This window comes from Streptomyces sp. NPDC046335 (assembly GCF_055587985.1).
This window is the reverse complement of record NZ_JBVJFF010000002.1, coordinates 273,589-297,909: the sequence shown is the minus strand read 5'-3', so window position 1 is coordinate 297,909 and position 24,321 is coordinate 273,589. Positions and strand designations below refer to the sequence as shown.

Genomic DNA, 24,321 nt, shown 5'->3' with positions numbered 1-24,321 from the left:
CGGGTGAACCATGGGTATTGATATGCAGAGATGGCGAGAGAGCTATGACGCGGCTGCTGATGCCAGCAACGCACTGCTTGAAGCGTTCACTCTGCTGGGTATTCCCGAAGACGTACGAATGAACATTCGCCCCATGGTGGGGAATCCTCAGGGGCACGCGTACGTTGAGTTGCCGGCGATCAAAGCCGAGCACATCAAGCGGATAGCGGAGGCTGTGCGTACCTCACCGTTAGCCCGTTCGTGAAACCTGTCCGGTGTGTGAAATGCCGTGGTATCCACGTGGTCCTTTCACGCCCCATTAACACTGCGACAGGCAAACAGCGATGGCGCTATAGGTGTCTCGATGACGGCATCGCTTGGTGGGTCGACGAGCACGGTGGCCAGCCTGGCGAATACCGTGCGAGCCGATAAGACCCCTGGTGCGCGAGGGACGGCCAGTCTCCAACCATGCCCAAGCGGACCAGGTTGGGGGGACACCCGGACCCTGTTGCCCCCTTCAGCACAGGCGCCCCCTACCGACCGTAGGGGGCACCTCGTGTGTCTAGGAAAACCACTTGACCGGTGTTCTGTTGTCCATGTCGATACTCAGACCGATCACACTGACAGAATCAGTCGGGTCGAGCCCTCCCCGACCCAGGCTACCGGGACTCTCCGCACCAAGCCTTTCCATGGGTTTCCCGTAATCGTCGGGCACACCTCTCTGCCTGTTTCGGTAAATCCTGACTATTTCTTCATGCTCCATCAGACGACCCCACCGGAATAAGCGCCCAGATTCGCACCACTATCAAGCTGGCTCTGAAGCTGAGCAACGTACGCAGCATTCTGTGCGGCCTCCCGCTTCTCGTCTGAGGTACGGGGGTCGTCTCGCAGAATCTTTGCCTGGGCGGCACGCTCGGCGTAATCCTTCTTCTCATCCTGATCGAGTTGGTCAATCGACCACTTACCGATGCCGTCGCCGGGCACAGTCAAGGACTCCAGGAATTCGAGTGCCTTGGTGGTAGTCAGCGGCTCCTGAGCCTGAGAGTACGGATCCATTCCGCCATATCCCAGGGAATTGCCCCGCCGGACTTCCACAAGATCAACACCATCAAGGTCAGCGAAGGGGTGCGGAAGGTTGCCGAGAATACCCTCACGTGCGCTCAGAGCGGTACGGAGGAGAGACAGGGCCTTAGCCGCATCCCTAGTTCTCCGCTCAATCTCCTTGTCAGACCAACGCCGGTATTCCTCGGAAGCAAATAGACACTGATACTCGGCCTCAAGACGAGTGGAATCAGAATTAGCCTTCTGGGCCCCTGCCCGAATAACCCTCTCCAGCTTGTCTAGTTCCTTGTGGATCGGGGTCAAGTCTTCCGGCTCGAAGTCTGGGGCATCCTCACCGTTCTCGATAGCATCGTTCAATGCCTGACGATACTCGTCTTCATCTGCATGACGCTGCGACACGGCAGCCTGGAACTCAGACAACTTGTCAGAGTAGAAGTCGATACTCTTCAGGGTGTGAGTAATTGTCCTGTTCAGTGACTCACCAAAATCCTTAACACCCTTACTGTCAGTCTCATGCTCGGTGTAGCCATCTGGTAGGGAAGGGATCCGGAATGGGGCCCGCAGAGCAGGATTCTTCATTTGCTCGATCTCTGCCTGAAGCTTGCGGATCTTCTCGGCCTCATTATTGACGGCCGACATCGGGGCCAGGTTCTCGCGGTAATCCATGGGGTTCGACATTAACTGTTCTCCTTCATTATCTCGGCCGCAATCTCAGCCGCATTTTCTTGCTTCTTGATTTCATCGCGCTCGGCACGGGCCTTACGCCGCGCCTCACGCTCTAGCCGGTATCTCTGGACCCAACCATGGGGGCCCCGCTCTACGATTCCGAGACAGTCACCCGTAAGAGCCTGCACGGCGATGACAGAGCCATTCGGGGTCTGGACGTAGGCAAACCCCACCCCCGCCCCGTTAGGCCCAGAGGGGAGCTCCTGGACGACATATCGGAGCACTGGAGTCGTATAGGTGAGCTTCGAAGGTATTCGATCGGTACTGCTCTCCAGTTCCGGGGGCCGGTAGAACACGGCTCGGGAAGTTGATTCGACCAGTGCGAAGCCTGGGTTACGACTGGTCATCACTCACACCCCCCGTGGGATCCGGTCCACTCGTCCAGCAATCCAGCCATTCGGGCAACCGTGTACGTGAGTACGCCACGGCATAGCACGGTAGTAGAGTTGATCCTCTGGGGTGAAAGCGTGAACACTCTGACAGTTTCGGTTGCAGACCTGAGTCGGCTTTTTGGTCATGAGATCTCCTTATCGCTTGGTTCGGGTGCGCTCATATTTGCGCTCCCAGTCACGGATATAGGTCTTGTGGCATGCCTTGCAGTGGTATTGGAGGCCATCCAGGCTGACCCCTCTCCTGTAGAACTGATCACAGGGCTTCTCGCGTCGGCAACGCGAACATGTCTTCTTCATCTGATCACCTCCAATCTGATTCGGTCTGAATGTCTGAAGCGCAAAAGAAAGAGCCGCCCCATCCACAGACCCGAGAGGAAACCTGAGGATGAGACGGCTGCACTGTGTGCCCCAGAGTCGCAACAGCGGAGGGATGAACTGTTACGGCCTCACACAGTGTCTAGGGGGCAGAAGGCGGCCACGGGCAGGAAGGCTGATTCATATCGTGGCCAGTGGACGGAAGGAGGCTTGACCCTCAGACGTCCTGAGCAATGAGGAGTGAGTAACCCCTCTCACTAGATAAAAGGGTTCCGCACGCAAGATTAAGGGCAGGAGCGCACGCGCCCTCTCACTAGGTAAAAGGGTTTGGCTCTGCCATTTAAGGAAGTGGCCCCAGGTCAGCCCGCCACGAGGTCGGGCCGCTGCCGACCTGCGAGAACATCGGACTGGGCTGGGCGAAGACATCGGGTGAAGCTGCGAGACGTTCATTGGAACTGCACTGAGATGTCCTCGGTGCAGCTTCCTGGTTGCATGCAGACGCGTAGTCGTGACATGTGCTGATCCCGAGGGAGTCAGCCGGAAGACACCGGGGCATTCCTACTGCCAAGCAAACTCTCTGGCACCCGAGGCCGGCGAATACGTCCTCCCTGACCAGAGATGGTGCTCTAGGGACTCTGGGAGACAGCAGATTGCCAGAGGGAACACCGTCCATCTGAACGGCTACAGGCTGTGGGACTGCTACCGAGCGCGTAACACATCAGGAAGCCCTGAGGTCCCGCCTGCGGGGCCGCGAAGACATCAGGCGACAACCCCGGTGCCGGAGGCTCTGGAAGACTGGGAGGACAGCACACAGAGCATTCTGAGGCTAAGGATAGTCATCCGGCTCGGTGAGAGGCCCACTGAGCATCTGACTCACGTACCAAGAAGAGACTCCGTGTATCTGGAGTTCAGAGTCATCTGTGAAACAGGAGGACAGACAGGAGCTAGCGACTGTCTAGTACTGACTGGGTATCTACTCACCTGCTGCCGCCAAAAGCGGCATAGTCCTTCTGAGAGGAGAGACTGAGCATCTGGCTCTGAAGGCCAGATGCGTAGCCGTACTCGTCTGGACTCTGAGAATTAACAAGACCCCAGCCGCGATAGCTGGGTCCTGTCTTCTGAATCTTCAGCAACTATGACTAGCCGAATTCTGCGGCACTGTCTGTTCAGTACTAAGCCCCTGGGTCGTCTGCTCCCAGGGGCCAGTCTCAGTACTCACTCATAGTCGGCGCCGGGTGGAGGCGCCTCTACTACTGGTCTCAGTCGTGATCTCCCTTGGTTCCGCTCACTCTCTACTCTCAGTAGACCGGCGGGGGGCCGGTCTCTACTAGGGCCATAAGTTCTCCAGACCACCGACTCACTACTAGGGCCATAAGTCAGATGGCCTCTTCGTAGTCGGCCTCTGACTCCAGGTGAGACCAGTCGATCAGGTCCCCCACCTGTAGGTAGAAGGTGGTCGTGGCTCCCCGCTTCTGTCCGATGGTCTGGACTGACAGCCATCCGGACTCCACCAGAACCTCAACCCCTCGTTCGGTGTACGAGCGGAGGTTCCCCGCCCGATTGCGCTTGCCTACGGAATCCGCCAGTGAGCGCCACGGGATGGTTACCTGAGAGCCGTCTCCTGCCAGCCTGGCTATCTGCCGGGCAACGTCCCTCCCGCTTTGAGGGACGTATTGCATGACTTCCGCATACCAGAGAGCAGCCTGCCCCATTGGTGGGGTGTGCTCGGCTGCGAACGGGAATCCCCTCTTACGCAGCTTCGAACTGTGCTCTCTGATCTCAAATGCATGGGTAGAGAAGAATCCATTCTGGACCCCCACCACAGTGGGGAGTTCCATTGGTACGGCAGTCTCCAGGGCATCATCAGGGCACCCCCGGTAGTGGCCGCTCGGATGAGTGCAGACATCGCAACCAACGAAAGGAGTAGCGGGAGGGCGCTCCCAGCAGAGTTCTTGGTTGGGCTTGCGGTAACCCCCGTGATTACCATGCACGGGGTTGGAAGTCCCGCAGTAGTCGCACGTCCAGTCGAGCTTTACGGGGGCCGCGTTGGTGAAGGGGTCGAGAATCGTCAGCATATAAGTATCTCCATTCGGGGAACAAAAAAGCCCCTGGCAAAAGCCAGGGGCTAAGGTGACTATCAGTATGTGGTTAAACTAGCGAGTTGCATCATTGCTGATCACGTGGGCTATGGATACCGGAACCCCCAATTGTTGCAGGGTTTCGAATATCTCGCACTGATCCTTTCCCTCCTTATGCAGGATTTCAGATAACTCAGCGGCTAGTGCGTCTCGGGATTCTCTCGGGTTCATTTGCGGGAACGGCATGTTAATTTCTCCGGCGGGTGACGGTTCACAAATTCGAGAGTCATTCAATTCGAGCAGTTTTAGGGCAGCCTAAAGCGTTGGCAGGTTCTCAGCCCTGACGGATTGAGAGTAAATGGAAGATCGGACCATCGCTAGGTAAATCGTTCTGATGTATCTGGTGTTACAAGATTGATGATGTGATCTGGGTCACAGTAATTAGATGATCCGTGACTTAAGCCTCAGCGTCTCTGAAATCGACGGGGGGGGGGGTGCCCCCTAGATGTTCGGATGATTCACACGCCTCTTCGGCCCTTAAACGGACCCATGGGAGTCAGCAGCCCGCCGCCCTCCTCTTGCTCTCCTGATAGCCCACCCACGCCCCTTGGTCCATGCGGACGGGCAGCCTTCTTTGTGTCTTGGTGGCAGCCTCCCGGCCTTCCAGGGCCCTCCGGCACTGGCTACCGACCGAGTGCCCTAGGCTCGCCTCTCGTGGCCTGTGCTGCCTCAGCAGACGTTCCGAGAGGTCCAACCCCCTGTTGCTCACCGAGGCCACATCTGCGTGGTGATGAAGATCATTCAGCTCAACCTGGCCATGTCGATGACGGCATCGACTCTGCCAGTCGGTGAAGTGAATGCTGTTGTGCAAGCCTGTCCTTTCAACTGCTGAAGTGTCCTCAGTGGCGCTCTCTGTTCGCTGAGGTGTTGCAGCAAAAGGACTGAAAGAGACTGTGGATTGCTCTGCGGATTTCTGTGCGCGTGGCCTCGTAAGCCCCGCAAGGGGAGGGGGAGGGGCCCTCATACGCACATAATCCTGATCGGGACGTGATAGCAAGCGAGATCCTGTACGGGTCTCCGTGGCCATTAGTGCGCCCAAGCTGACTGCCTAAGGCGCTGCGACCAGCGTCACTCACCCTTGTGGCGGTTGGGATGCAAGCGCTTCTGCCGACAAAGTGTCGATATTCGCTGTTCCTTATTTTGCGGCAGGGCAACAGAAAGGGAGGCCCCGGTGGAGACCTCCCTAGATGCCTGTCCGTGGCTCTAGATGCCGTCGTACTCCGCGTGCCTCTCGTTCTTCAGTTCCTGTATGTCCTGGTGTTTAGCTTCCATGTTCTGGATCGTCTTCCGGTACGTCTTATGCACCAATTCGTCGTACTCCTTGGAGTCGTACTCTGTGCCGTCCGTGCTCACGATTTCTGTGGGAGATACCAGGACGAACAGAGGCCCGTCCATCTCCTCGTGGCCCACTGAGATCAGCCGGAAGCCAGAGCGGTGAAGGAACGGGCCCCTGTCGTCCCATGACGGCATGGCATCCCACTTCTGTCGGTAGGTCTCTCCGGTGCCACGTTCGGCCCAGGAGCCGGGCCTGAAGGGTTCAGCTTCCAGCTTGGCCAGTAGTTCGGCGGTGTCCTCCATGGACTCAGTGAGCGAGCTGAGCACCATGGGGTTGGTTGCACTCTTGATTGCGGCTACCAGGTTCTCGTAAGCCTGCTTGAGTTCCTTGATCTGCTTCCGGTTGTCAGTGCCAGGGATCCAGTCCCGAACCATCACCTCTTTGTCACCCAACCGGTGCAGGAACCCTGATTCTAGTTCTGTAAGCAACTCGTCTCTCCGCCACGAAGTGCGGAAGTCGCAAGCTTTCCCCCTGAGGATTCGAGCACCACACCGGAAGTAGTGGTTTACCTTCTTGCTGCCATCCTTGCGGACCGAGGAAACTGTTTTGTCCGGGTACTGCTTACAGCCACAGGGGCACAGGAACAGGCCCGAAGTCGGGTCACTGTTTCCTCGGATACCGGACCTACTGCTGCCCAGCTTCTCCATAACCTGCTGAAGCTGATCCCATTCCTGGTCGGTCAGAATGGGTTCAGCCCACCTGACGGGCTTACCGCCCCGGATCAGAGGTTCGCCGTTATGTATGGCGATTCCCTTAAGGGTTGGCTTCCGGAGAATGGCGCCCAGTGAACTTGTCTGCCATTTGGATCCTCGGACCGCAGTCTGTGTGCCGACTTTCTTTTCAGTGGCATTCACATTCCGCTGATGATCCTTTGCTGTCAGGATTCCCCGCTGGTTCCAGTCTCGGACAACCTTGCCCATGGACCATCCTTCAAAGGCCAGTCTTTCGTAGGCCTCCCGAACAAGGGGAGCGGTCACCGGGTCAAGGAACAGCTTGTACCTGAGTTTGCCGTCTTCCTGCGGTACCGGTGTAGGACGGTACCCAAATGGCCACGTACCCCCGCCCCATAGGTCTGCCTGCCGGTAGTGCTGAGTCTGGTTCTTCCGTTTGGCGGATATCGCCTCCCGGAACTTCTGTGCCTGTGCTGCTTTCAGGTAGGCGATCGTCCTACCGTCGGTGGTGTGAATATCTAGTGCCGGATCATCAAGGCAGATGATTTCCTTGCCTGCCTGGTGGCACTTCTCGGCGAATTGCTCCCAATGCCACTTGTCCCGAGTGATGCGGTCAAGTGAGGTCACCATGACTGCGTCCCACTCATTCCAGAGTGGATCTCTCATCCACTTACCCAGAGACTTCCGGTCCGGGAGATTGATCGACCCTGACACCGTGGCGTCAACCACGTCCCCAGCTACCGGGCAACTGGTGCCAGCAAGTACGGCGTCCTGGTCCTGGTTCTGCCGGTCGAGTGCAGAGCTAGCCTCGGTGTCTCTGCTGATCCGACGGACTTTGAGCACCCTCATGCCGGACTCTAGATACGGGTATCCGTGCATCCTGCTGCCCCCCTCGGGCCCGTACCGCTCCCCCCTCGGGCGCGGCTCAGGGAGGCAAGTGTAAGTCCTTCAGACCGACGAGTGGATCAACTTCCCCTGGAGCGTCGAGCCGCCCGTCGTCAAGCGCGCCGGTCAGGTCCTCGACGCCTGATGTGAGTGAGTAGGGCCCGGGGACTGGTCGTCCCCGGGCCCTCTTCGCTTACGTACGGCACGTACGGCACGTACTGCACGTACGTACTAGAACGTGCCCAGCTTGATGATCGACAGGATCGCCAGGAGCTGGATCGAGGCCGCACCCAGTGCCTTGGGCCACGGGAGGTCGTGGGACTTGCTCACCATCAGGGTGAGCAGCGCGCCCGCCGCCAGCCAGGTCGCCCAGCCGAGGAGCTGGACGAAGGGCTGGCCGCCGCCCAGGAACAGGGCCACGATCACGCGGGGCGCGTCCGTGAGGGACATGATCAGCATGGAGAGGCCGACCGTCGGCTGCCATGCGCCGTCGCCGCCGAGCTGGCGCGCCAGGGTGTGGGTGACCACGCCGAGGACGAACGCGCTGATGGTGATCGCGACGCCCGTGGTGAGGACGTACGGGACCACTGACGAGAGCGTGGCGTTGATCGCGTCCGAGCGGGCGTCGTCGAAGCCGAAGATCGCCAACAGGCCGTAGAGGAACGTGACGACGGCGGCCGGGGCCCACATCGCGTAGTCCCGCATCTGGAGGAAGGTCGGCGCCGGGCGCAGCACGATGCCGCGCAGCAGGTCCTTCCAGTGCAGGCGGGGGCCGATGGGCACCGCCGTGGCCTGGCCCGCGTGGTAGGTGTCTCCCTGGGTGTAGGAGTCCTCGCCGATGGAGAAGGCCTGGGTGTGACCCGGGTTGTTGGCCGCGTACGGGTCGTAGCCGCCCTGGGGGCCTTGGCCCTGGGCGCCGCCGAAGTACTCGGGCTCGCCGTGGCCGCCGCCGGCCTGGGGCCACTGCTGGCCGCCACCGCCGTACTGCGGGCCACCGCCACCGCCCCCGTACTGGGGGCCACCGCCGCCCTGGGGGCCGCCCCCGTACTGCGGGCCACCGCCCTGCTGCGGGTTCGGCGGCGCGGGTGGGTAGCCGTACGGCTGCTGCTGCCCCTGGGGGGCCTGCTGTCCGTACGGCTGCTGCCGCGGTTGTTGTTGCGGTCGCGATTGCGGGGCGCGGTTGTCCCGGCCGCGTCCGATCCTGAATCCAGCCACGAATCGAACGTACCTGGTCTTCGGGGTTGGGGTCGTCCCTCCTTGGGAGGAGACAGGCTTTGCTGCCGACCTGTGACAACCCTTAGGGGAACCCTGAAGGGTTGCCGAGGGCCCCGCACCACCACGCGCGCCTCCGCACCACCACTCGCGCCTCCGGACCGCCCTAGCCGCCGATCACCGCTCCGTACGCGTACGGGTGTGCCGACGCGGGCAGGCCGATCGACTTGGGCGTGACGGCCTTGCTGCCGGTGGTGGCGCCGCCGGGCAGGTTCCACACGCCGCCCGCGGAGGCGTTCTCGCCGGGGGCCGCGACGGAGACGTCGGGGCGGCCGTCGCCGTCGTAGTCGGTGGCGGCGAGGGTCGTGCCGAAGGCGTCGCCCTTCTCGGCCGTGCCCGGGACGCCGCGGGAGTTCTGCTGGTACGCGACCGCGTCCGCCCTGCCCGAGGCGTCGAGGATGCCCTTCTTGCCGCCCTTGAGCACGGTGACGGCGCCCGCGCGGGCAGCGCTGCCGATCGCCTCGCCGGGGGCGCCCGCGATCAGGTCGTCCTTGCCGTCGCCGTCGAGGTCGGCGGCGGCGAGGGCGTTGCCGAAGTCGTCGCCCGTCTCGGCGGCGCCGGGGACGCCGGGGGTGTCCTGGTTGAGGGTCTGGCCCTCCCAGATGAGACCGTCGGGGCCGCCGTAGTGGATGTGGATGCCGCCGCCCTCGGCGAGCTCCTCGGGGCCGCACGGGTCGTCGATGTTCTCGTCGGCGACCTCGCGGCAGTTGCCGAGGGCGAGGTCGTCGCGGCCGTCGCCGTTGAAGTCACCGGCGGCGAGGGCGTTCGCGGCGCTGTTGTCGCTGCTCCAGGTCAGGCCGAAGGTGCCCTCGGCCTTGTCGTACGTGCGGACCTGCACGTGGGACTGCGTGTAGGGCTGGTTCTGCGTGTAGAAGGCGACGGCCAGGTCGGCGCGGCCGTCGGAGTCGAAGTCGCCGGTGGTCATGACGGGGGCCCGGCCGCCCATGCGGTCGGCCATGAGGGGCTCGGTGCGGGCGGCGAGGGGGTTGAGGTTGGCGACGACCCGGTCCTTGCCGCCGATCGCCAGGTCCACGTCGCCGTCACCGGTGAAGTCCGCGGCGGCCAGGGCGTTCCCGTACGCGTCGCCGGTCTTCGCGCCGCGGGCGGCGGTGTTGGCCAGGGCGAAGCCGTCGCCGGTGCCGTACAGGACGGTGACGGAGCCGGCGTCGGTCTTGGCGCCCAGGTCCTCACCGGGGGCGCCGACGACGAGGTCGGCGTACTGGTCGTCGTCCACGTACGCCGTGGTCAGCGCCCCGCCGAAGCGGTCACCGGCCTCCGGGGTGCCGGGGACCTCGACGGTGGCCTGCGTGATGCGGCGCACGTTGCTCGAACCGGGGCCGCCGGGGCCGCCGAAGACGACGCTCACGTAGCCGGCCTTGGCCTTGCCGTCGACGGTGCCGCTGGGCACGCCGACGGCGAGGTCGGCGTAGCCGTCCCCGTCGAAGTCGCTCCGCACGGGCTTGTCGGGGGCGGCGCTCGCCGTGGCCGCGAGGGGCAGGGTGAGACCGGTGGCGGCCAGCGCGGTGGCCGCGGCGAGGGCGAGTGGGCGTATGCGCACGGGGGCTCCAGCTCTTCGGGGTACGAGTGACTCTCAGGACGGGGGACCGAGGGGCCGACGGACCGCCAGGCCAGTGGCCCCGTGGACCGGTGGGCCGGTGGCCCGGCGGCGCTGCGTTGCCGCAACCCCGCCGCGGCCACCGGCAGTTGCCACAAGGCGGGGCTGCGTCAGTACGACGCCAGGCTGCGTCAGTACGACGCGAGACTGCGTCAGTCGGCGAAGTTGGAGCCCAGACGCGGCGTGCCCGAGTCGGACATGCCGAGCGTGGACGTGTAGACGCCGGACGTGCCGGTGAGCGCGCCGCTCCGCTTGGAGCCCAGGAGGTACAGCGCGCCGTTGGAGCCGTTCTCGCCGAGCGCGCCGACGGAGACGTCCGAGCGGCCGTCGCCGTTCAGGTCGTCCACGTGGACGTCCGAGCCGAAGAAGTCGTTCTTCTCGTTGGTGTTGGGGACGCCCGAGGTGTTCTGGCTGAGCAGGACCGAGCCGGCTGTGGAGAGGCCGGAGCCGTCGGCCGCGCCGAGCACGACGGTGACCGAGCCCGTGTCGGCGACGCCGTCCAGGTTCTCGCCGGGGCTGCCCACGACCAGGTCGAGGTGGCCGTCGCCGTTGATGTCGCCGAGGTCGAGCTCGGTGCCGAACGCGTCGCCCTTCTCGCCGCTCCCGGGCACGCCCGGGCTGTCCTGCGTGATGACGTCGCTGCCGCCGTAGGGGCCGTTGGCGTTGCCCTTCACCACGTGCACGCTGCCGCCCTTGTGGGCGCCCGGGATGCCGTCGTCCCAGGTCAGGCCGATGATGATGTCGCCGTAGCCATCGCCGTCCGTGTCGCCGACGTCGGTGATGTGGCCGCCGGGCAGCCGCTGCACGCCGGTCGTGGTGACGCCGCGCGAGCTGCCGGGCAGCCAGAGGTTGGCGTTGTAGTCGTCGGCGGTGGAGAACCCGTCGACGATCAGGTCGTCCTTGCCGTCGCCGTTCACGTCACCGGAGTGCAGGTTGAGGGGGCCCGCGTCCTCGCCGCTGTGGATGGGCGGCAGGACGGTGTAGCGGCCGCCGGTGCCGCCGCCGCGGGTGAAGCCGCCCTTGTAGACGTCGATGGTGGCGGCGCCCGAACTGGCGCCGATGGCGAGGTCGTCCTTGCCGTCGCCGTTGAAGTCGCCCGCCTGCATGGGCCCGCCGAAGAAGTCGTGCTTGGTGGGGCGCGGGTCCTTCAGCGTGGTGCCGCCGGAGAGGCCGTTCTTCGAGCCCCACAGGATCTGTACGGTGCCGCCGTCGGTGTCGGAGCCGACGTCCTCGCCGATCGCGGCGACCGCGAGGTCGTCGAATCCGTCGCGGTCGAAGTCGCCGTACGCGGTGTCCGAGCCGAAGAAGTCGCCCTTCTCGGCGCTGCCGGGCACACCGGAGCTGTTCTGGCTGTACGTGACGTGGCGTCGCTGGGTACCGCCGTACGTGACGACGACCTGGCCCGCGCTGTCCTTGCCGCCGACGAAGGCGCGGCTGGCGGAGGTGGCGAGGTCGGCGTAGCCGTCACCGTTGAAGTCGGCGTCGTCGGGCTGGAGGGCGGCGGGCGGCTCGGCGGCCGACGCGGTGGCGGCCGTGACGGTGAGCAGCCCTCCGGTCAGTGCGACGGCTACGGCCGTCGCCGCGGCGAGGCGGATGCGTCTGCGGGTGGCGGTGGTGCGCTGGTGCTGGGCCATACGGTTCTCCTGCGGCGTGCGGGGATGCCTGGCGGGCATCCGCGGCGGATGTCAACGGGGTGCGTAACCGGGTACCGGAGTACCGGAGTACCGGAGTACCGGAGTACCGGAGTACCGGAGTACCGGAGTACCGGAGTACGGGATTACGGGCGTTCCGGGCGCGTTCAGCCGGTGTTGTCCGGGAGTTGGCGCCGCGGTAGGCGCAAAGGAGACCGCTGGTGTGAGCCAAGGGTTGTATGGGGTTGTGGAGAACTTCTGGGCCGCGCGTGCGGGTCGGGCATGTCCCAACACGCGCGGCCCGTCCCCTAGTTACCGGTACGCGCCAGCACCGCCCCGTACCCCTTGGCGCCCGTGAGCCCCAGCTTCGCCGGCGTCACCGACGTGACCGGCGGGTTCGGGCCGTCCTTCGGGGTCGCGGCGTACCAGACGCCGCCCTTGCCGTCCTCGCCGGGCGCGCCCACCGCGATGTCCGGGTAGGTGTCGCCGTTGTAGTCGCCGGTGGCGACGGCCGCGCCGAAGCGGTCGCCCGCCTCCGCCGTGCCCGCGACGCCCGTGGAGTTCTGGCTGTAGGCCGGGCCCATGAGGCTCCCGCCGGTGCCGCGCGCGGCGAGGACCCAGTACGTGCCCGCGTTCTTGGCGGTGCCGACCGCCTCGGTGTCCGCGCCGACGATCAGTTCGTCCTTGCCGTCCTTGTCGACGTCGGCGACGGCGAGGTGCGCGCCGAAGTTGTCCCCGCTCTCCTCGGTGCCGCCGACCCGCAGACTGCCCTGGGTGGTGCAGGAGTAGCCGCCGTCGCCGAAGTCATGGCCCTTCTTGCCGTAGTTGGTGAAGACCGCGCCGCCCAGCCGCCACTCGCACCTCGGCTCCGGGCCGTCGTAGCGGGGCGTGACCTCACCGATCGCGAGGTCGTCGGTGCCGTCACCGTCGAAGTCGCCCGCGGCCAGGGCGGACTTGGTGAAGACCTCCGTGTACCAGAGCTGCTTCCAGTCGCCGGATGCGGTGCCGCGGATCGTCGTACCGGACCTCCTGACGCCGTCGTACGACATCGCCAGGTCGTCGCGGCCGTCCGCGTCGAAGTCGCCGCTGGTCAGCGCGGTGGGCGCACTGGACTCCCAGCCCTGGACCGTGGTGAGGGCCGACGGCGAACCGGCGGTGAACGGGCCCTGCCGCACGGCGACCCGGCCGGTCCCCGCGGAGTTGGTGTTGAGGGCGATGTCCTGGTCGCCGTCCTTGTCGAAGTCGCCGGTGGCGAGGACCGTGCCGTAGTCCCTGTCGGTCGCGGTCCCGTTGGCGGCGGTGAAGCCGCCCTTGAAGCCACGCGCGGCGCCCCACACGACGGTGACGGTCCCCGCGGACGGGCCCGCCGCGGAGTCCTCGCCGGGCGTGCCGACGATCAGGTCGCTGTAGCCGTCGCCGTTCATGTCGTCGGAGGTGAGGGCCTTGCCGAACCCGTCGCCCGCCTCGGCGGTGCCGGGCACGCCGGACGTGGCCTGGCTGACGGTGGCCGAGCCGTACGTGCCGAGGCCGCGTGAGCCGCCCCAGACGACGTTGACGTATCCGGCCTTGGCCTTGCCGCCGACCGTCGCGCCCGGCACGCCGACGGCGAGGTCCGCGTAACCGTCGCCGTTGTAGTCGGCCCGCAGCTTCGAGGGCTGGGCGGCGGACGCGGCGCCCGCGGTCAGGCCCGTGACGCCGAGCGCGGTGGCGACGCAGAGCGCGCCCGCCGCGATGAGCTTGTTGCGCGCGGACTTCTGCGCGGAGTTCCGCACGTATGCGACCACTGAGTGTCTCCAACTCGCCTGCGGTAAAGGGGGTTGCTGTGAAGGGCGGGGCGACGGCGGCCTAGCGCACCGTGTGGCCGAAGGCCGCGTCCGCGCCGCCGGCACCGAAGTCGGAGCCGTTGAAGGAGGCCGCGTAGGACGAGGTCAGGCCCGTCGCCGTGCCCCGCAGCACCCACACGGCGCCGACGTCCTTCGTCGTGCCGATGTCCTCGCCGGTCGCGCCGGTGGACAGGTCCGCCTTGCCGTTCTTGTTGATGTCCTTGAGCCGTACGGACGTGCCGAAGCGGTCGCCCGCCTCGGCGACGCCGGGCACGCCGGCCTTCTCCTGGTGCCAGGCCTTGCCGGACGCGAACGTGCCGTCGGCCGAGGTGAGGAGGGTGACGCTGCCGGTGCCTCCGACGGTGCCGACCGTCTCGCCGGGCGCGCCCACCGCGAGGTCGGCGAGGCCGTCACCGGTGACGTCGCCCGCGGAGACGGCGGAGCCGAAGGCGTCGCCCGCCTCGTCGGCGCCGGGTACGCCCGCGCTGGCCTGGCTGTACGTCACGGGGGCGCCGAACTTCCGGTCGCCGCCGAGCCGCACGGTGACCGAGCCGCCGCGCTCGTCGCGGGGGTTGCCGGTGATCAGGTCGGCGTAGCCGTCGCCGTTGACGTCACCGGCCGTGGCCGCCTCGCGGGTGGCCGTGGGGTCGTCGCCCTCGCCGAGGATCTCGGCCTGGTAGCCGTAGTCACCGGCGCCGCCGTTCATGTGGGCGGTCCAGGCGCCGCCGTCCGCGCGCTCGCCGTACAGGACGAGGCCGATGCCGTCCTTGCGCTTGAAGTTGCCCGCGACCAGGCCGTCCAGGTGGATGCCCTCGGGGATGAAGTCGACCTCCAGGCCCCAGGCGCGCCCGTCCTCGCCCGCGTTGGAGAAGTACCACCAGTTGTCGCCGCTGACCACGGCGAGCTGGGCCGCGCCGTCGTCGTCGAAGTCGGTCCAGACGGTGGCCTCGCCGAAGCGGCCCGCCGTGTCGTTCGGCGCGTTCACGACGTGGCCGCCGGAGGTGAAGCCGTTCTTGCCGCCCTTGATGACGGTGACGGAGCCGGACGGCTTGCCGGTGACCTGCTCGCCGGGGGCGCCGACGATCAGATCGGCGTAGCCGTCCCTGTTCACGTCGCCGCTGGTGACGTTCTCGCCGAACTCGTCCTCGGCCTCCTTCACCCCGGGCACGCCCGCGGTGTCCTGCGTGACGGTGACCGCGCGGCTTTCGGAGACGCCGGACGCCGACCCGTACGTGACCGTCACGGAGTTGGCGGCGGGCGAGCCGACCACGAGGTCGCGGTAGCCGTCACCGTTGAAGTCGTCCTTGAGGGCGGAGGCCGCGCTCGCGGTACCGGCGAGCGGCAGCGTGAGCCCCGTGGCCGCGAGGGCGGCGACGGAGGCGGTGACGGCCAGGTTTCTTACGCGCACGTGGGACTCCCGGAAGTGGGGGACGGATCAGTGCTTCCGGGGGTGTGACGGGTGAGGTGTACGAAGGGTTGTGCGACGGGGGTGGCCACCCGGCCGCCCCGCCTCGCCTTGCCGCCCCGCCCCGCCCCGCCTTGCCCGGCCGCCCCGCTTGGTCGCCCCTCACTCTCCGCTCAGCGCGAGGAACTCCGCGGTCGAGAAGGTCACGGACGGCTTGCGCGCGACCAGGTCGCCCCGTGCGCCGCCCGGGTAGACGCCCACGGTGTCCTCGCTGTCCCCGCGGTAGGTCCGCAGGACCAGGTCGGCGTGCTTGTCGCCGTCGAAGTCGGCGACCTGGAGGACCTGGGTGGTCCCCTCGGCCGAGGGGGCGACCGTGGCGGTGGCGTTGGCCGCGAGCCCCGCCGTACGGCCGCGGAAGACACGCACGTCCCCCGCGCTGCCCCCGGAGCCGCTGCCGGCCCCGCTCATCACGAGTTCGCTCAGGCCGTCCCCGTCGAGGTCCCCCGCGTCCACGGCCACGTCCTTGGCCTCCAGGGAACCCCGCGGGGTGCCGGGCACCTCGTAGCGCAGGGCGACGCCCTTCGGCGTGGCGATGGCCGCGTCCATGCCCTTGCCCTTGCCGAAGCGGCCGAACGCGACGTCCTTGCCCGCGGGGAAGAGCACCCCGGTCTCGTCGGGCCCCTGCGGACCGCCCAGGACGAGGGCACTGGCGGCGGCGCCCGACGCGCCCGCGGCCTTGCGTACGAGCACGTCGTCGTAGCCGTCGCCGTCGACGTCCGTGGCGCGGCCGCTCACGAGGTTGTTGCCGGGCGCGGTGACCGGCTCGGCGACGGCGCGCGGGGCGCCGGTCCGCTTGAACGGGCCGCGCAGGAACGACAGCCGGGCCCCGCTGGCGTGCAGCACGAGGTCGTCGGCGCCGTCCCCGTCGAAGTCGCCGCACACCGGCTGGTCGGGCCAGTCATTGCCGAAACGTGCCTGCTCGGGCACCTTCAGCTTCACGGCCTTGCCGGTCAGCCCCTTGGGCGAGCCGAAGAGGATCTGTAGCGGCACGGGCGGGCGGCCGAGTCCGTCGTACGGCGGGTCGGTGGACACCAGCAGATCGCTGAAGCCGTCCTTGTCCAGGTCGCAGGAGGCCTCGGATTCGAAGGCCGCGGGCAGCTCGCCCTTCGTACGGGCGCCGTTGGCGTGCGCGCTGAGCAACTGCCGGGCGCCGGGGGTGAGCCCGCGTCGGCCCCCGTAGACGACGCCGATGCCCGCGTCGTCGCCGTGGTCGCGGTGCACGAGGTCGTCGAGTACGAGGTCACGGGCGCCGTCACCGTTGAAGTCGTCGTCGATTTCGCTCCCCTTGCCGCGCGGGACGGGCTGCTGCGGGGCGCCCTTGCCGGCCATGCTGACAGGCTTGTGCGAGGCGCCGCCACCGCCCTCACTGCTGCCACCGCTGCCGCAGCCCACGAGGAGCAGCGCGCAGCTCATGGCAAGGGCGCCCCCGGTGACCCCGCCACGCCGTACGCCCCATCTCCCACCCCGTCTCACGCCCCGTACCCCGGCACTCCGCATGCCTCTCACCCGCCCCGAACGCCACAGCCGACAACAACCAGCCCATGATGCTCCCCTCCCGCGTGCGGCACGAGGGCGCCGGGGGCGGTGGCGGAAAAGTTCCGGATAGGCGCCCGAAATCGTACGGTTTGGGCGGCACTTATCCGCAGTGAGCTGCGCGGATCGAACTCAGGAGGGCGGCCAGAGGTTGCTGGGCGAGGGCGAGTATTCGCTCGGGCTCGTCGCTCTCGCGGAGCAGTACGTTGCCACTGTGCCGGGCGAATGCCGTGCGGCACACCGAGGGACCCGCCTCGCTCCGGCTGCACTGTGCGGGGGCGGTCCTCCGCATCGGGGTGTGGGACACCGATCCCTGGTGCGCTCCCGGTAAGGCCCACGGCCCGCGGGGCAAGTTGGTGTGGTGCGAGCTGCCGGCAGGGATGGGGATGGGCAGATGAAGTGCAGGCCGGTCCCGCCCCGGAGGGCGGAACCGGCCTGGACGGCGGGAGGGGGGCCGGTTACTTCACCGGCTCCGGCGTCGGCGCGTCCGCCGCTTCCTCGTCGCCCGCCGGGTCGACCGGCGTCTTCACGGATTCGAGCAGGAGCTGCGCCACGTCCACGACCTGGACGGACTCCTTCGCCTTGCCGTCGTTCTTCTTGCCGTTGACCGAGTCGGTCAGCATGACCAGGCAGAACGGGCAGGCCGTGGAGACGATGTCCGGGTTGAGGGAGAGCGCCTCGTCGACGCGCTCGTTGTTGACGCGCTTGCCGATCCGCTCTTCCATCCACATCCGGGCGCCACCGGCACCACAGCAGAAGCCGCGCTCCTTGTGGCGGTGCATCTCTTCGTTGCGCAGGCCCGGCACCGACGCGATGATCTCGCGCGGCGGCGTGTAGATCTTGTTGTGACGGCCCAGGTAGCACGGGTCGTGGTACGTGATGAGGCCCTCGACCGGCGTGACGGGGACGAGCTTGCCGTCGTCCACCAGGTGCTGGAGAAGCTGCGTGTGGTGGATGACTTCGTAGTCGCCGCCGAGCTGCGGGTACTCGTTGCCGATCGTGTTCAGGCAGTGCGGGCAGGTGGCGACGATCTTCTTCGCCGTCCTGGGCTTCGCCGATTCCGGCGTCACCTTGCCGTCGTCGTCGAGCTCTTCGCCGAACGCCATGTTCAGCGCCATGACGTTCTCCTGGCCGAGCTGCTGGAACAGCGGCTCGTTGCCGAGGCGGCGGGCGGAGTCACCGGTGCACTTCTCGTCGCCGCCCATGATCGCGAACTTGACGCCCGCGATGTGGAGCAGCTCGGCGAAGGCCTTCGTCGTCTTCTTGGCGCGGTCTTCGAGGGCGCCGGCGCAGCCGACCCAGTACAGGTACTCGACCTCGGTGAGGTCCTCGATGTCCTTGCCGACGACCGGCACCTCGAAGTCGAGCTCCTTGAGCCACTCAAGACGCTGCTTCTTGGCGAGGCCCCAGGGGTTGCCCTTCTTCTCCAGGTTCTTGAGCATCGTGCCCGCCTCGGACGGGAACGCGCTCTCGATCATCACCTGGTAGCGGCGCATGTCGACGATGTGGTCGATGTGCTCGATGTCGACCGGGCACTGCTCGACGCAGGCGCCGCAGGTGGTGCAGGACCACAGGACGTCCGGGTCGATGACGCCGTTCTCCTCGGCCGTGCCGATGAGGGGGCGCTCGGCCTCGGCGAGGGCGGCCGCGGGCACGTCGGCCAGCTGCTCGGCGGTGGCCTTCTCGTCGCCCTCCATGGTCTTGCCGCCGCCCGCGAGGAGGTACGGGGCCTTGGCGTGCGCGTGGTCGCGCAGCGACATGATCAGGAGCTTGGGCGAGAGGGGCTTGCCCGTGTTCCACGCGGGGCACTGCGACTGGCAGCGGCCGCACTCGGTGCAGGTGGAGAAGTCGAGCAGGCCCTTCCAGGAGAACTGCTCGACCTGGGAGACGCCGAAGACCGCGTCCTCGGCCGGGTCCTCCCAGTCGATCGGCTTGCCGCCGGACGTCATCGGCTGGAGCTCGCCGAGGGCGGTCCCGCCGGTCGCCTCGCGCTTGAACCAGATGTTCGGGAAGGCCAGGAAGCGGTGCCAGGCCACGCCCATGTTGGTGTTGAGGCTCACCGTGATCATCCAGATCATGGTGGTGCCCAGCTTGATCATGGCGGTGAGGTAGACCAGCGTCTGGAGCGTCGAGAGGCTGAGGCCCTTGAAGGCCAGGATCAGCGGGTACGAGGCGAAGTACGCGGGTTCGTAGTGGTCCACGTGGTGCAGCGCGCCTTCGAGGCCGCGCAGGACGTAGATCGCCAGGCCGATGGTGAGGATGACGTACTCGACGAAGTACGCCTGGCCCATCTTGGAGCCCGTGAAGCGGGACTTGCGCCCGGGGCGAGAGGGCAGGTTCAGCAGCCGGATGACCATCAGCGTGACGATGCCGACCGTCGTCATGGCGGCGATGAACTCGATGTAGAGCTCGTACGGCAAGAAGCCGCCGATGACCGGCAGCATCCAGTCGGCCTGGAAGAGCTGGCCGTACGCGGTGATGATCGTCGGCGGCAGCGTCAGGAAGCCGATGGCGACGAACCAGTGGGCGAATCCGACGATGCCCCAGCGGTTCATCCGCGTATGCCCGAGGAACTCCCGGACGAGCGTCACGCTGCGCTGGTATGGGTTGTCGGTCCTGCGTCCCGCGGGTACGGGCTGTCCGAGTTTGAAGTACCGGACGAACTGGCCGATGGCGCGTGCGAGCAGCGCTACGCCGACCACGGTCAGAACCAGCGACACGATGATCGCGGCGAGTTGCATTCGGGGGCTCCTCGGGCCTGCGAGGCGAACTATTACTAAGCGGTAACTTATGCAGTCCGTCTGAGACTACCCATTTACCCGGTCGCACTGTAGCCAGCGAGGCGGTGATCTGCGTCGCTCAGGCCACCCTTGCCCCACAGGGGCCCCGTCAGGGGCGCGGGGAACTGTGCGACCAGCCATGACGGACCCGCAGGCGAAGACGGCCCCCCGGGAGGGACCGACATTGCGCGTAAGCCCGGGATAAGAGTTGAGCCCCCTCGACTCACATCTGTTGACGCAAGCGCAGCGACCATGCATCCTTGAGCCAGATCCACTCAAGAAGTACATCTGGAGGAACCGAAATGGCACGTGCGGTCGGCATCGACCTGGGCACGACTAATTCCGTCGTCAGCGTTCTCGAAGGCGGCGAGCCCACCGTCATCACCAACGCCGAAGGCGCCAGGACCACGCCGTCCGTCGTCGCCTTCGCGAAGAACGGCGAGGTGCTCGTCGGCGAGGTCGCCAAGCGCCAGGCGGTCACCAACGTCGACAGGACCATCCGGTCGGTCAAGCGCCACATGGGCACCGACTGGAAGGTGGACATCGACGACAAGGGGTTCAACCCCCAGCAGATCTCGGCGTTCATCCTGCAGAAGCTGAAGCGCGACGCGGAGTCGTACCTGGGCGAGAAGGTCGCGGACGCGGTCATCACCGTCCCGGCGTACTTCAACGACTCCGAGCGCCAGGCCACCAAGGAGGCCGGTGAGATCGCGGGCCTGAACGTCCTGCGCATCGTCAACGAGCCGACCGCCGCCGCTCTCGCCTACGGCCTCGACAAGGACGACCAGACCATCCTGGTCTTCGACCTCGGTGGCGGCACCTTCGACGTCTCGCTCCTGGAGATCGGCGACGGCGTCGTCGAGGTGAAGGCCACGAACGGCGACAACCACCTCGGTGGTGACGACTGGGACCAGCGCGTCGTCGACTACCTGGTCAAGCAGTTCAACAACGGCCACGGCGTGGACCTGGGCAAGGACAAGATGGCGCTCCAGCGCCTGCGCGAGGCGGCCGAGAAGGCCAAGATCGAGCTGTCCTCCTCCACGGAGACCACGATCAACCTGCCCTACATCACGGCCTCCGCCGAGGGCCCGCTGCACCTGGACGAGAAGCTCACGCGCGCCCAGTTCCAGCAGCTCACGTCCGACCTCCTGGAGCGCTGCAAGACGCCGTTCCACAACGTCATCAAGGACGCGGGCATCCAGCTCTCCGAGATCGACCACGTCGTTCTCGTCGGTGGCTCGACCCGTATGCCCGCTGTCGCGGAGCTCGTCAAGGAGCTGACCGGCGGCCAGGACGCCAACAAGGGTGTGAACCCGGACGAGGTCGTCGCCATCGGCGCCGCCCTCCAGGCCGGTGTCCTCAAGGGCGAGGTCAAGGACGTCCTGCTCCTCGACGTGACCCCGCTGTCCCTCGGCATCGAGACCAAGGGAGGGATCATGACGAAGCTCATCGAGCGGAACACCACGATCCCGACCAAGCGCTCCGAGATCTTCACGACGGCCGAGGACAACCAGCCGTCCGTCCAGATCCAGGTCTACCAGGGCGAGCGCGAGATCGCGGCGTACAACAAGAAGCTCGGCATGTTCGAGCTGACGGGCCTGCCGCCGGCCCCGCGCGGTGTCCCGCAGATCGAGGTCGCCTTCGACATCGACGCCAACGGCATCATGCACGTGACCGCGAAGGACCTGGGCACGGGCAAGGAGCAGAAGATGACCGTCACCGGTGGCTCCTCGCTGCCGAAGGACGAGGTCAACCGGATGCGCGAAGAGGCCGAGAAGTACGCGGACGAGGACCACGCCCGCCGCGAGGCCGCCGAGTCCCGCAACCAGGGCGAGCAGCTCGTCTACCAGACGGAGAAGTTCCTCGCGGACAACGCGGAGAAGGTCCCCGGTGACGTCAAGACCGAGGTCGAGGAAGCCGTCGGTGAGCTGAAGGAGAAGCTCAAGGGCGAGGACTCGGCCGAGATCCGCACCGCCACCGAGAAGGTCGCCGCCGTCTCGCAGAAGCTGGGCCAGGCCATGTACGCCGACGCCCAGGGCGCGCAGGCCGCGGGCGGCGCCGAGGGCGCGGCCCCCGGCGGCGAGCAGGCCAAGGACGACGACGGCGTCGTCGACGCGGAGATCGTCGACGACGAGAAGGACCAGAAGGGTGGCGCCGCCTGATGACCGAGGAGACCCCGGGCTTCGGCGAGAACGCCGACAAGTCTGACGTCCCCTCCGGCGCCACCTCTGACGACGCGGCGCCGAAGGCCGCCGAGCCCTCCATCGAGGAGGGCCCGGCGGCCCCGGCCGGGGACACGGAGAGCAAGACGTCCGCCCAGGACGTGGGCCTGACCGCCCAGCTGGACCAGGTGCGCACCGCGCTCAACGAGCGCACCGCGGACCTCCAGCGGCTGCAGGCCGAGTATCAGAACTACCGCCGTCGGGTGGAGCGGGACAAGGTGTCGGTCAAGGAGATCGCCTCGGCGAACCTCCTGTCCGAGCTCCTGCCGACCCTCGACGACATCGGCCGCGCGCGGGAGCACGGCGAGCTGGTCGGCGGCTTCAAGTCGGTCGCCGAGTCGCTGGAGACGGTCGTCGCGAAGCTGGGCCTCCAGCAGTTCGGCAAGGAGGGCGAGCCCTTCGACCCGACGATCCACGAGGCCCTGATGCACAGCTACGCCCCGGACGTCACCGAGACGACGTGCGTCGCGATCCTGCAGCCCGGGTATCGCTTCGGCGAGCGCACCATCCGCCCCGCGCGGGTGGCCGTCGCCGAGCCGCAGCCCGGCGCGCAGACCGTGAAGGGCGACGAGGCCGAGGGCTCCGCGGCCGCGGAGAAGGCGGACGAGAAGGAGACCGGTGGCCCGGACGAGGGCTGACGGTCACGAGATGAGTGAGGAGGGACGTCGGGGATGAGCACCAAGGACTTCATCGAGAAGGACTACTACAAGGTCCTCGGCGTCCCCAAGGACGCCACCGAGGCCGAGATCAAGAAGGCGTACCGGAAGCTCGCACGCGAGAACCACCCGGACGCCAACAAGGGAAACGTCAAGGCGGAGGAGCGCTTCAAGGAGATCTCCGAGGCGAACGACGTCCTCGGTGACCCCAAGAAGCGCAAGGAGTACGACGAAGCGCGTGCTCTCTTCGGCAACGGCGGGTTCCGGCAGGGCCCCGGGGCCGGCGGCGGATCGTTCAACTTCGACCTGGGCGACCTCTTCGGAGGCGGCGCCCCGGGTCAGGGCGGTGGCGGTGCGGCCGGCGGCTTCGGGGGCGGCCTCGGTGACGTCTTCGGGGGCCTGTTCAACCGCGGCGGCGCGGGTGCCGGAGCCGGCACGCGTACGCAGCCGAGGCGCGGCCAGGACATCGAGTCCGAGGTCACGCTGAGCTTCACGGAGGCGGTGGACGGCGCGACGGTGCCGCTGCGCATGTCCTCCCAGGCGGCCTGCAAGGCCTGCTCCGGCACCGGCGACAAGAACGGCACGCCCCGCGTGTGCCCGACCTGCGTCGGCACGGGCCAGGTCTCGCGGGGCGGCGGCGGCGGTTTCTCGCTGACCGACCCGTGCGTGGACTGCAAGGGCCGGGGCCTGATCGCCCAGGACCCCTGCGACGTCTGCGGCGGCTCGGGCCGCGCGAAGTCGTCCCGCACCATGCAGGTGCGCATCCCCGCGGGTGTCTCCGACAGCCAGCGGATCAGGCTGCGCGGCAAGGGCGCTCCCGGCGAGCGCGGCGGCCCCGCCGGTGACCTGTATGTCGTGGTGCACGTCGACAGCCATCCGGTCTTCGGCCGCAAGGGCGACAACCTGACGGTGACGGTGCCGGTGACGTATCCGGAGGCGGCACTGGGCGGCGAGGTGAAGGTCCCGACACTCGGCGGCCCGCCCGTCACGCTGAAACTCCCGCCGGGCACGCCCAACGGACGTACGATGCGCGCCCGTGGCAAGGGCGCGGTCCGCAAGGACGGCACCCGGGGCGATCTGCTCGTGACGGTGGCGGTGTCGGTCCCGACCGACCTGTCCGACTCCGCGAAGGAAGCCCTGGAGTCCTACCGCGAGGCGACCGCGGGCGACGACCCGCGGGCAGACCTGTTCAAGGCCGCGAAGGGAGCATGAGATGGACGGCCGTCGTCGACAGTCCGGTTTCAGTAGGGCGTATCAACTCACCGACGAGACGCCGGTGTACGTCATCTCGGTGGCCGCCCAGCTCAGCGGCCTCCACCCGCAGACCCTGCGCCAGTACGACCGCCTGGGCCTGGTCTCCCCGGACCGCACGGCGGGCCGGGGCCGGCGCTACTCCGCCCGCGACATCGAACTGCTCCGCACGGTGCAGCAGTTGTCGCAGGAGGAGGGCATCAACCTCGCCGGCATCAAGCGGATCATCGAGCTGGAGAACCAGGTCGCCGCGCTCCAGTCGCGCATCGCGGAGCTCTCCGCGGCCGTGGACGGAGCCGCCGCCGCCATGCAGCAGCGCGAGGCGGCGGTGCACGCCTCGTACCGCCGTGACCTCGTCCCGTACCAGGACGTGCAGCAGGCGAGCGCGCTGGTGGTCTGGCGTCCGAAGCGGCCGACGGACTGAGACGGCCCGCCTTTTCGCGCACGCGGGGCGGGGGGGGGGGGGGGGGGGGGCCCCCCCCCCCCCCCCCCCCCCTTTTCCCCCCCCACATGTGCAGTTTTTTTTTGCGTGGGGGTGGGGGGTTTCTCGATCAACCGTAGGGGTTCTT

Annotated in this window: 15 protein-coding genes and 1 pseudogene; 6 read left to right on the top strand and 10 right to left on the bottom strand. The window is 67.0% G+C overall.

The genetic code is table 11. The features are described from left to right. The first annotated feature begins 10 nt into the window (after window positions 1-10). Complete coding sequence (locus ACZ6JY_RS05130) at window positions 11-244, top strand: hypothetical protein (protein WP_469192374.1); 234 nt, start codon at window positions 11-13, stop codon at window positions 242-244. Between the two features lie 497 nt (window positions 245-741). On the opposite strand, the gene ACZ6JY_RS05125 is transcribed toward ACZ6JY_RS05130, so the two are convergent. The 3 genes from ACZ6JY_RS05125 to ACZ6JY_RS05115 all read right to left on the bottom strand — a co-directional run bounded on the left by ACZ6JY_RS05125 (window position 742) and on the right by ACZ6JY_RS05115 (window position 7,498). Beyond that, window positions 742-1,719: a hypothetical protein gene (locus ACZ6JY_RS05125; RefSeq protein WP_469192372.1), complete on the bottom strand. Its 978-nt coding sequence runs from the start codon at window positions 1,717-1,719 to the stop codon at window positions 742-744. Between the two features lie 2,131 nt (window positions 1,720-3,850). Beyond that, window positions 3,851-4,549 carry a hypothetical protein gene (locus tag ACZ6JY_RS05120; RefSeq protein WP_469192370.1) on the bottom strand — a complete coding sequence of 233 codons (699 nt, stop codon included), beginning with the start codon at window positions 4,547-4,549 and terminating at the stop codon, window positions 3,851-3,853. Between the two features lie 1,266 nt (window positions 4,550-5,815). Continuing rightward, a complete protein-coding gene (locus ACZ6JY_RS05115) occupies window positions 5,816-7,498 on the bottom strand; it encodes a recombinase family protein (protein WP_469192368.1) in 1,683 nt (560 codons plus the stop codon). A 70-nt stretch (window positions 7,499-7,568) separates the two neighbouring features. On the opposite strand from ACZ6JY_RS05115, the pseudogene ACZ6JY_RS05110 reads away from it, so the two are divergent. Beyond that, window positions 7,569-7,649 (top strand): annotated as a pseudogene (locus tag ACZ6JY_RS05110) (phosphoribosyltransferase); the annotation flags it as partial. 86 nt (window positions 7,650-7,735) lie between these two features. Here ACZ6JY_RS05110 and ACZ6JY_RS05105 read toward each other — a convergent pair. The 7 genes from ACZ6JY_RS05105 to ACZ6JY_RS05075 form a co-directional block, all read right to left on the bottom strand. Then, the gene (locus tag ACZ6JY_RS05105) at window positions 7,736-8,719 is read right to left on the bottom strand and encodes a Yip1 family protein (RefSeq protein WP_469192366.1); all 984 of its coding nucleotides are present in this window, start codon (window positions 8,717-8,719) and stop codon (window positions 7,736-7,738) included. A gap of 163 nt (window positions 8,720-8,882) precedes the next feature. After that, on the bottom strand, window positions 8,883-10,334 hold the full coding sequence (locus ACZ6JY_RS05100) for an FG-GAP-like repeat-containing protein (RefSeq protein WP_469192364.1): 1,452 nt from the start codon (window positions 10,332-10,334) through the stop codon (window positions 8,883-8,885). Window positions 10,335-10,543: 209 nt separating this feature from the next. Next, window positions 10,544-12,025, bottom strand: a complete 1,482-nt coding sequence (locus tag ACZ6JY_RS05095) for an FG-GAP and VCBS repeat-containing protein (protein ID WP_469192362.1) — start codon at window positions 12,023-12,025, stop codon at window positions 10,544-10,546. A 305-nt stretch (window positions 12,026-12,330) separates the two neighbouring features. Further along, window positions 12,331-13,806 carry an FG-GAP and VCBS repeat-containing protein gene (locus ACZ6JY_RS05090; protein WP_469192360.1) on the bottom strand — a complete coding sequence of 492 codons (1,476 nt, stop codon included), beginning with the start codon at window positions 13,804-13,806 and terminating at the stop codon, window positions 12,331-12,333. A gap of 61 nt (window positions 13,807-13,867) precedes the next feature. Continuing rightward, window positions 13,868-15,253 carry an FG-GAP-like repeat-containing protein gene (locus ACZ6JY_RS05085; RefSeq protein WP_469192358.1) on the bottom strand — a complete coding sequence of 462 codons (1,386 nt, stop codon included), beginning with the start codon at window positions 15,251-15,253 and terminating at the stop codon, window positions 13,868-13,870. Between the two features lie 159 nt (window positions 15,254-15,412). Continuing rightward, window positions 15,413-16,723: an FG-GAP repeat domain-containing protein gene (locus ACZ6JY_RS05080; RefSeq protein WP_469192356.1), complete on the bottom strand. Its 1,311-nt coding sequence runs from the start codon at window positions 16,721-16,723 to the stop codon at window positions 15,413-15,415. Between the two features lie 578 nt (window positions 16,724-17,301). Beyond that, complete coding sequence (locus tag ACZ6JY_RS05075; RefSeq protein WP_469192354.1) at window positions 17,302-19,584, bottom strand: (Fe-S)-binding protein; 2,283 nt, start codon at window positions 19,582-19,584, stop codon at window positions 17,302-17,304. Between the two features lie 341 nt (window positions 19,585-19,925). On the opposite strand from ACZ6JY_RS05075, the gene dnaK reads away from it, so the two are divergent. Genes dnaK through ACZ6JY_RS05055 form a run of 4 tightly spaced genes read left to right on the top strand, consistent with a single transcriptional unit; the run spans window position 19,926 to window position 24,176 of the window. Next, on the top strand, window positions 19,926-21,785 hold the full coding sequence (dnaK, locus tag ACZ6JY_RS05070; protein ID WP_469192352.1) for a molecular chaperone DnaK: 1,860 nt from the start codon (window positions 19,926-19,928) through the stop codon (window positions 21,783-21,785). Then, complete coding sequence (grpE, locus tag ACZ6JY_RS05065) at window positions 21,785-22,483, top strand: nucleotide exchange factor GrpE (protein WP_469192350.1); 699 nt, start codon at window positions 21,785-21,787, stop codon at window positions 22,481-22,483. Before dnaK ends, grpE begins: the two co-directional genes overlap by 1 nt. 33 nt (window positions 22,484-22,516) lie before the next feature. Further along, window positions 22,517-23,713 carry a molecular chaperone DnaJ gene (gene dnaJ / locus ACZ6JY_RS05060; RefSeq protein WP_469192348.1) on the top strand — a complete coding sequence of 399 codons (1,197 nt, stop codon included), beginning with the start codon at window positions 22,517-22,519 and terminating at the stop codon, window positions 23,711-23,713. A gap of 1 nt (window position 23,714) precedes the next feature. Further along, on the top strand, window positions 23,715-24,176 hold the full coding sequence (locus ACZ6JY_RS05055) for a heat shock protein transcriptional repressor HspR (protein ID WP_469192346.1): 462 nt from the start codon (window positions 23,715-23,717) through the stop codon (window positions 24,174-24,176). Window positions 24,177-24,321: the final 145 nt, after the last annotated feature.

Coding starts and splice junctions, on each gene's coding strand:
- ACZ6JY_RS05130 (WP_469192374.1), top strand. CDS start 11: ATGGGTATTGATATGCAGAGATGGCGAGAGAGCTATGACGCGGCTGCT.
- ACZ6JY_RS05125 (WP_469192372.1), bottom strand. CDS start 1,719: ATGTCGAACCCCATGGATTACCGCGAGAACCTGGCCCCGATGTCGGCC.
- ACZ6JY_RS05120 (WP_469192370.1), bottom strand. CDS start 4,549: ATGCTGACGATTCTCGACCCCTTCACCAACGCGGCCCCCGTAAAGCTC.
- ACZ6JY_RS05115 (WP_469192368.1), bottom strand. CDS start 7,498: ATGCACGGATACCCGTATCTAGAGTCCGGCATGAGGGTGCTCAAAGTC.
- ACZ6JY_RS05095 (WP_469192362.1), bottom strand. CDS start 12,025: ATGGCCCAGCACCAGCGCACCACCGCCACCCGCAGACGCATCCGCCTC.
- ACZ6JY_RS05080 (WP_469192356.1), bottom strand. CDS start 16,723: ATGAGCTGCGCGCTGCTCCTCGTGGGCTGCGGCAGCGGTGGCAGCAGT.
- ACZ6JY_RS05075 (WP_469192354.1), bottom strand. CDS start 19,584: ATGCAACTCGCCGCGATCATCGTGTCGCTGGTTCTGACCGTGGTCGGC.
- dnaK (WP_469192352.1), top strand. CDS start 19,926: ATGGCACGTGCGGTCGGCATCGACCTGGGCACGACTAATTCCGTCGTC.
- grpE (WP_469192350.1), top strand. CDS start 21,785: ATGACCGAGGAGACCCCGGGCTTCGGCGAGAACGCCGACAAGTCTGAC.
- dnaJ (WP_469192348.1), top strand. CDS start 22,517: ATGAGCACCAAGGACTTCATCGAGAAGGACTACTACAAGGTCCTCGGC.
- ACZ6JY_RS05055 (WP_469192346.1), top strand. CDS start 23,715: ATGGACGGCCGTCGTCGACAGTCCGGTTTCAGTAGGGCGTATCAACTC.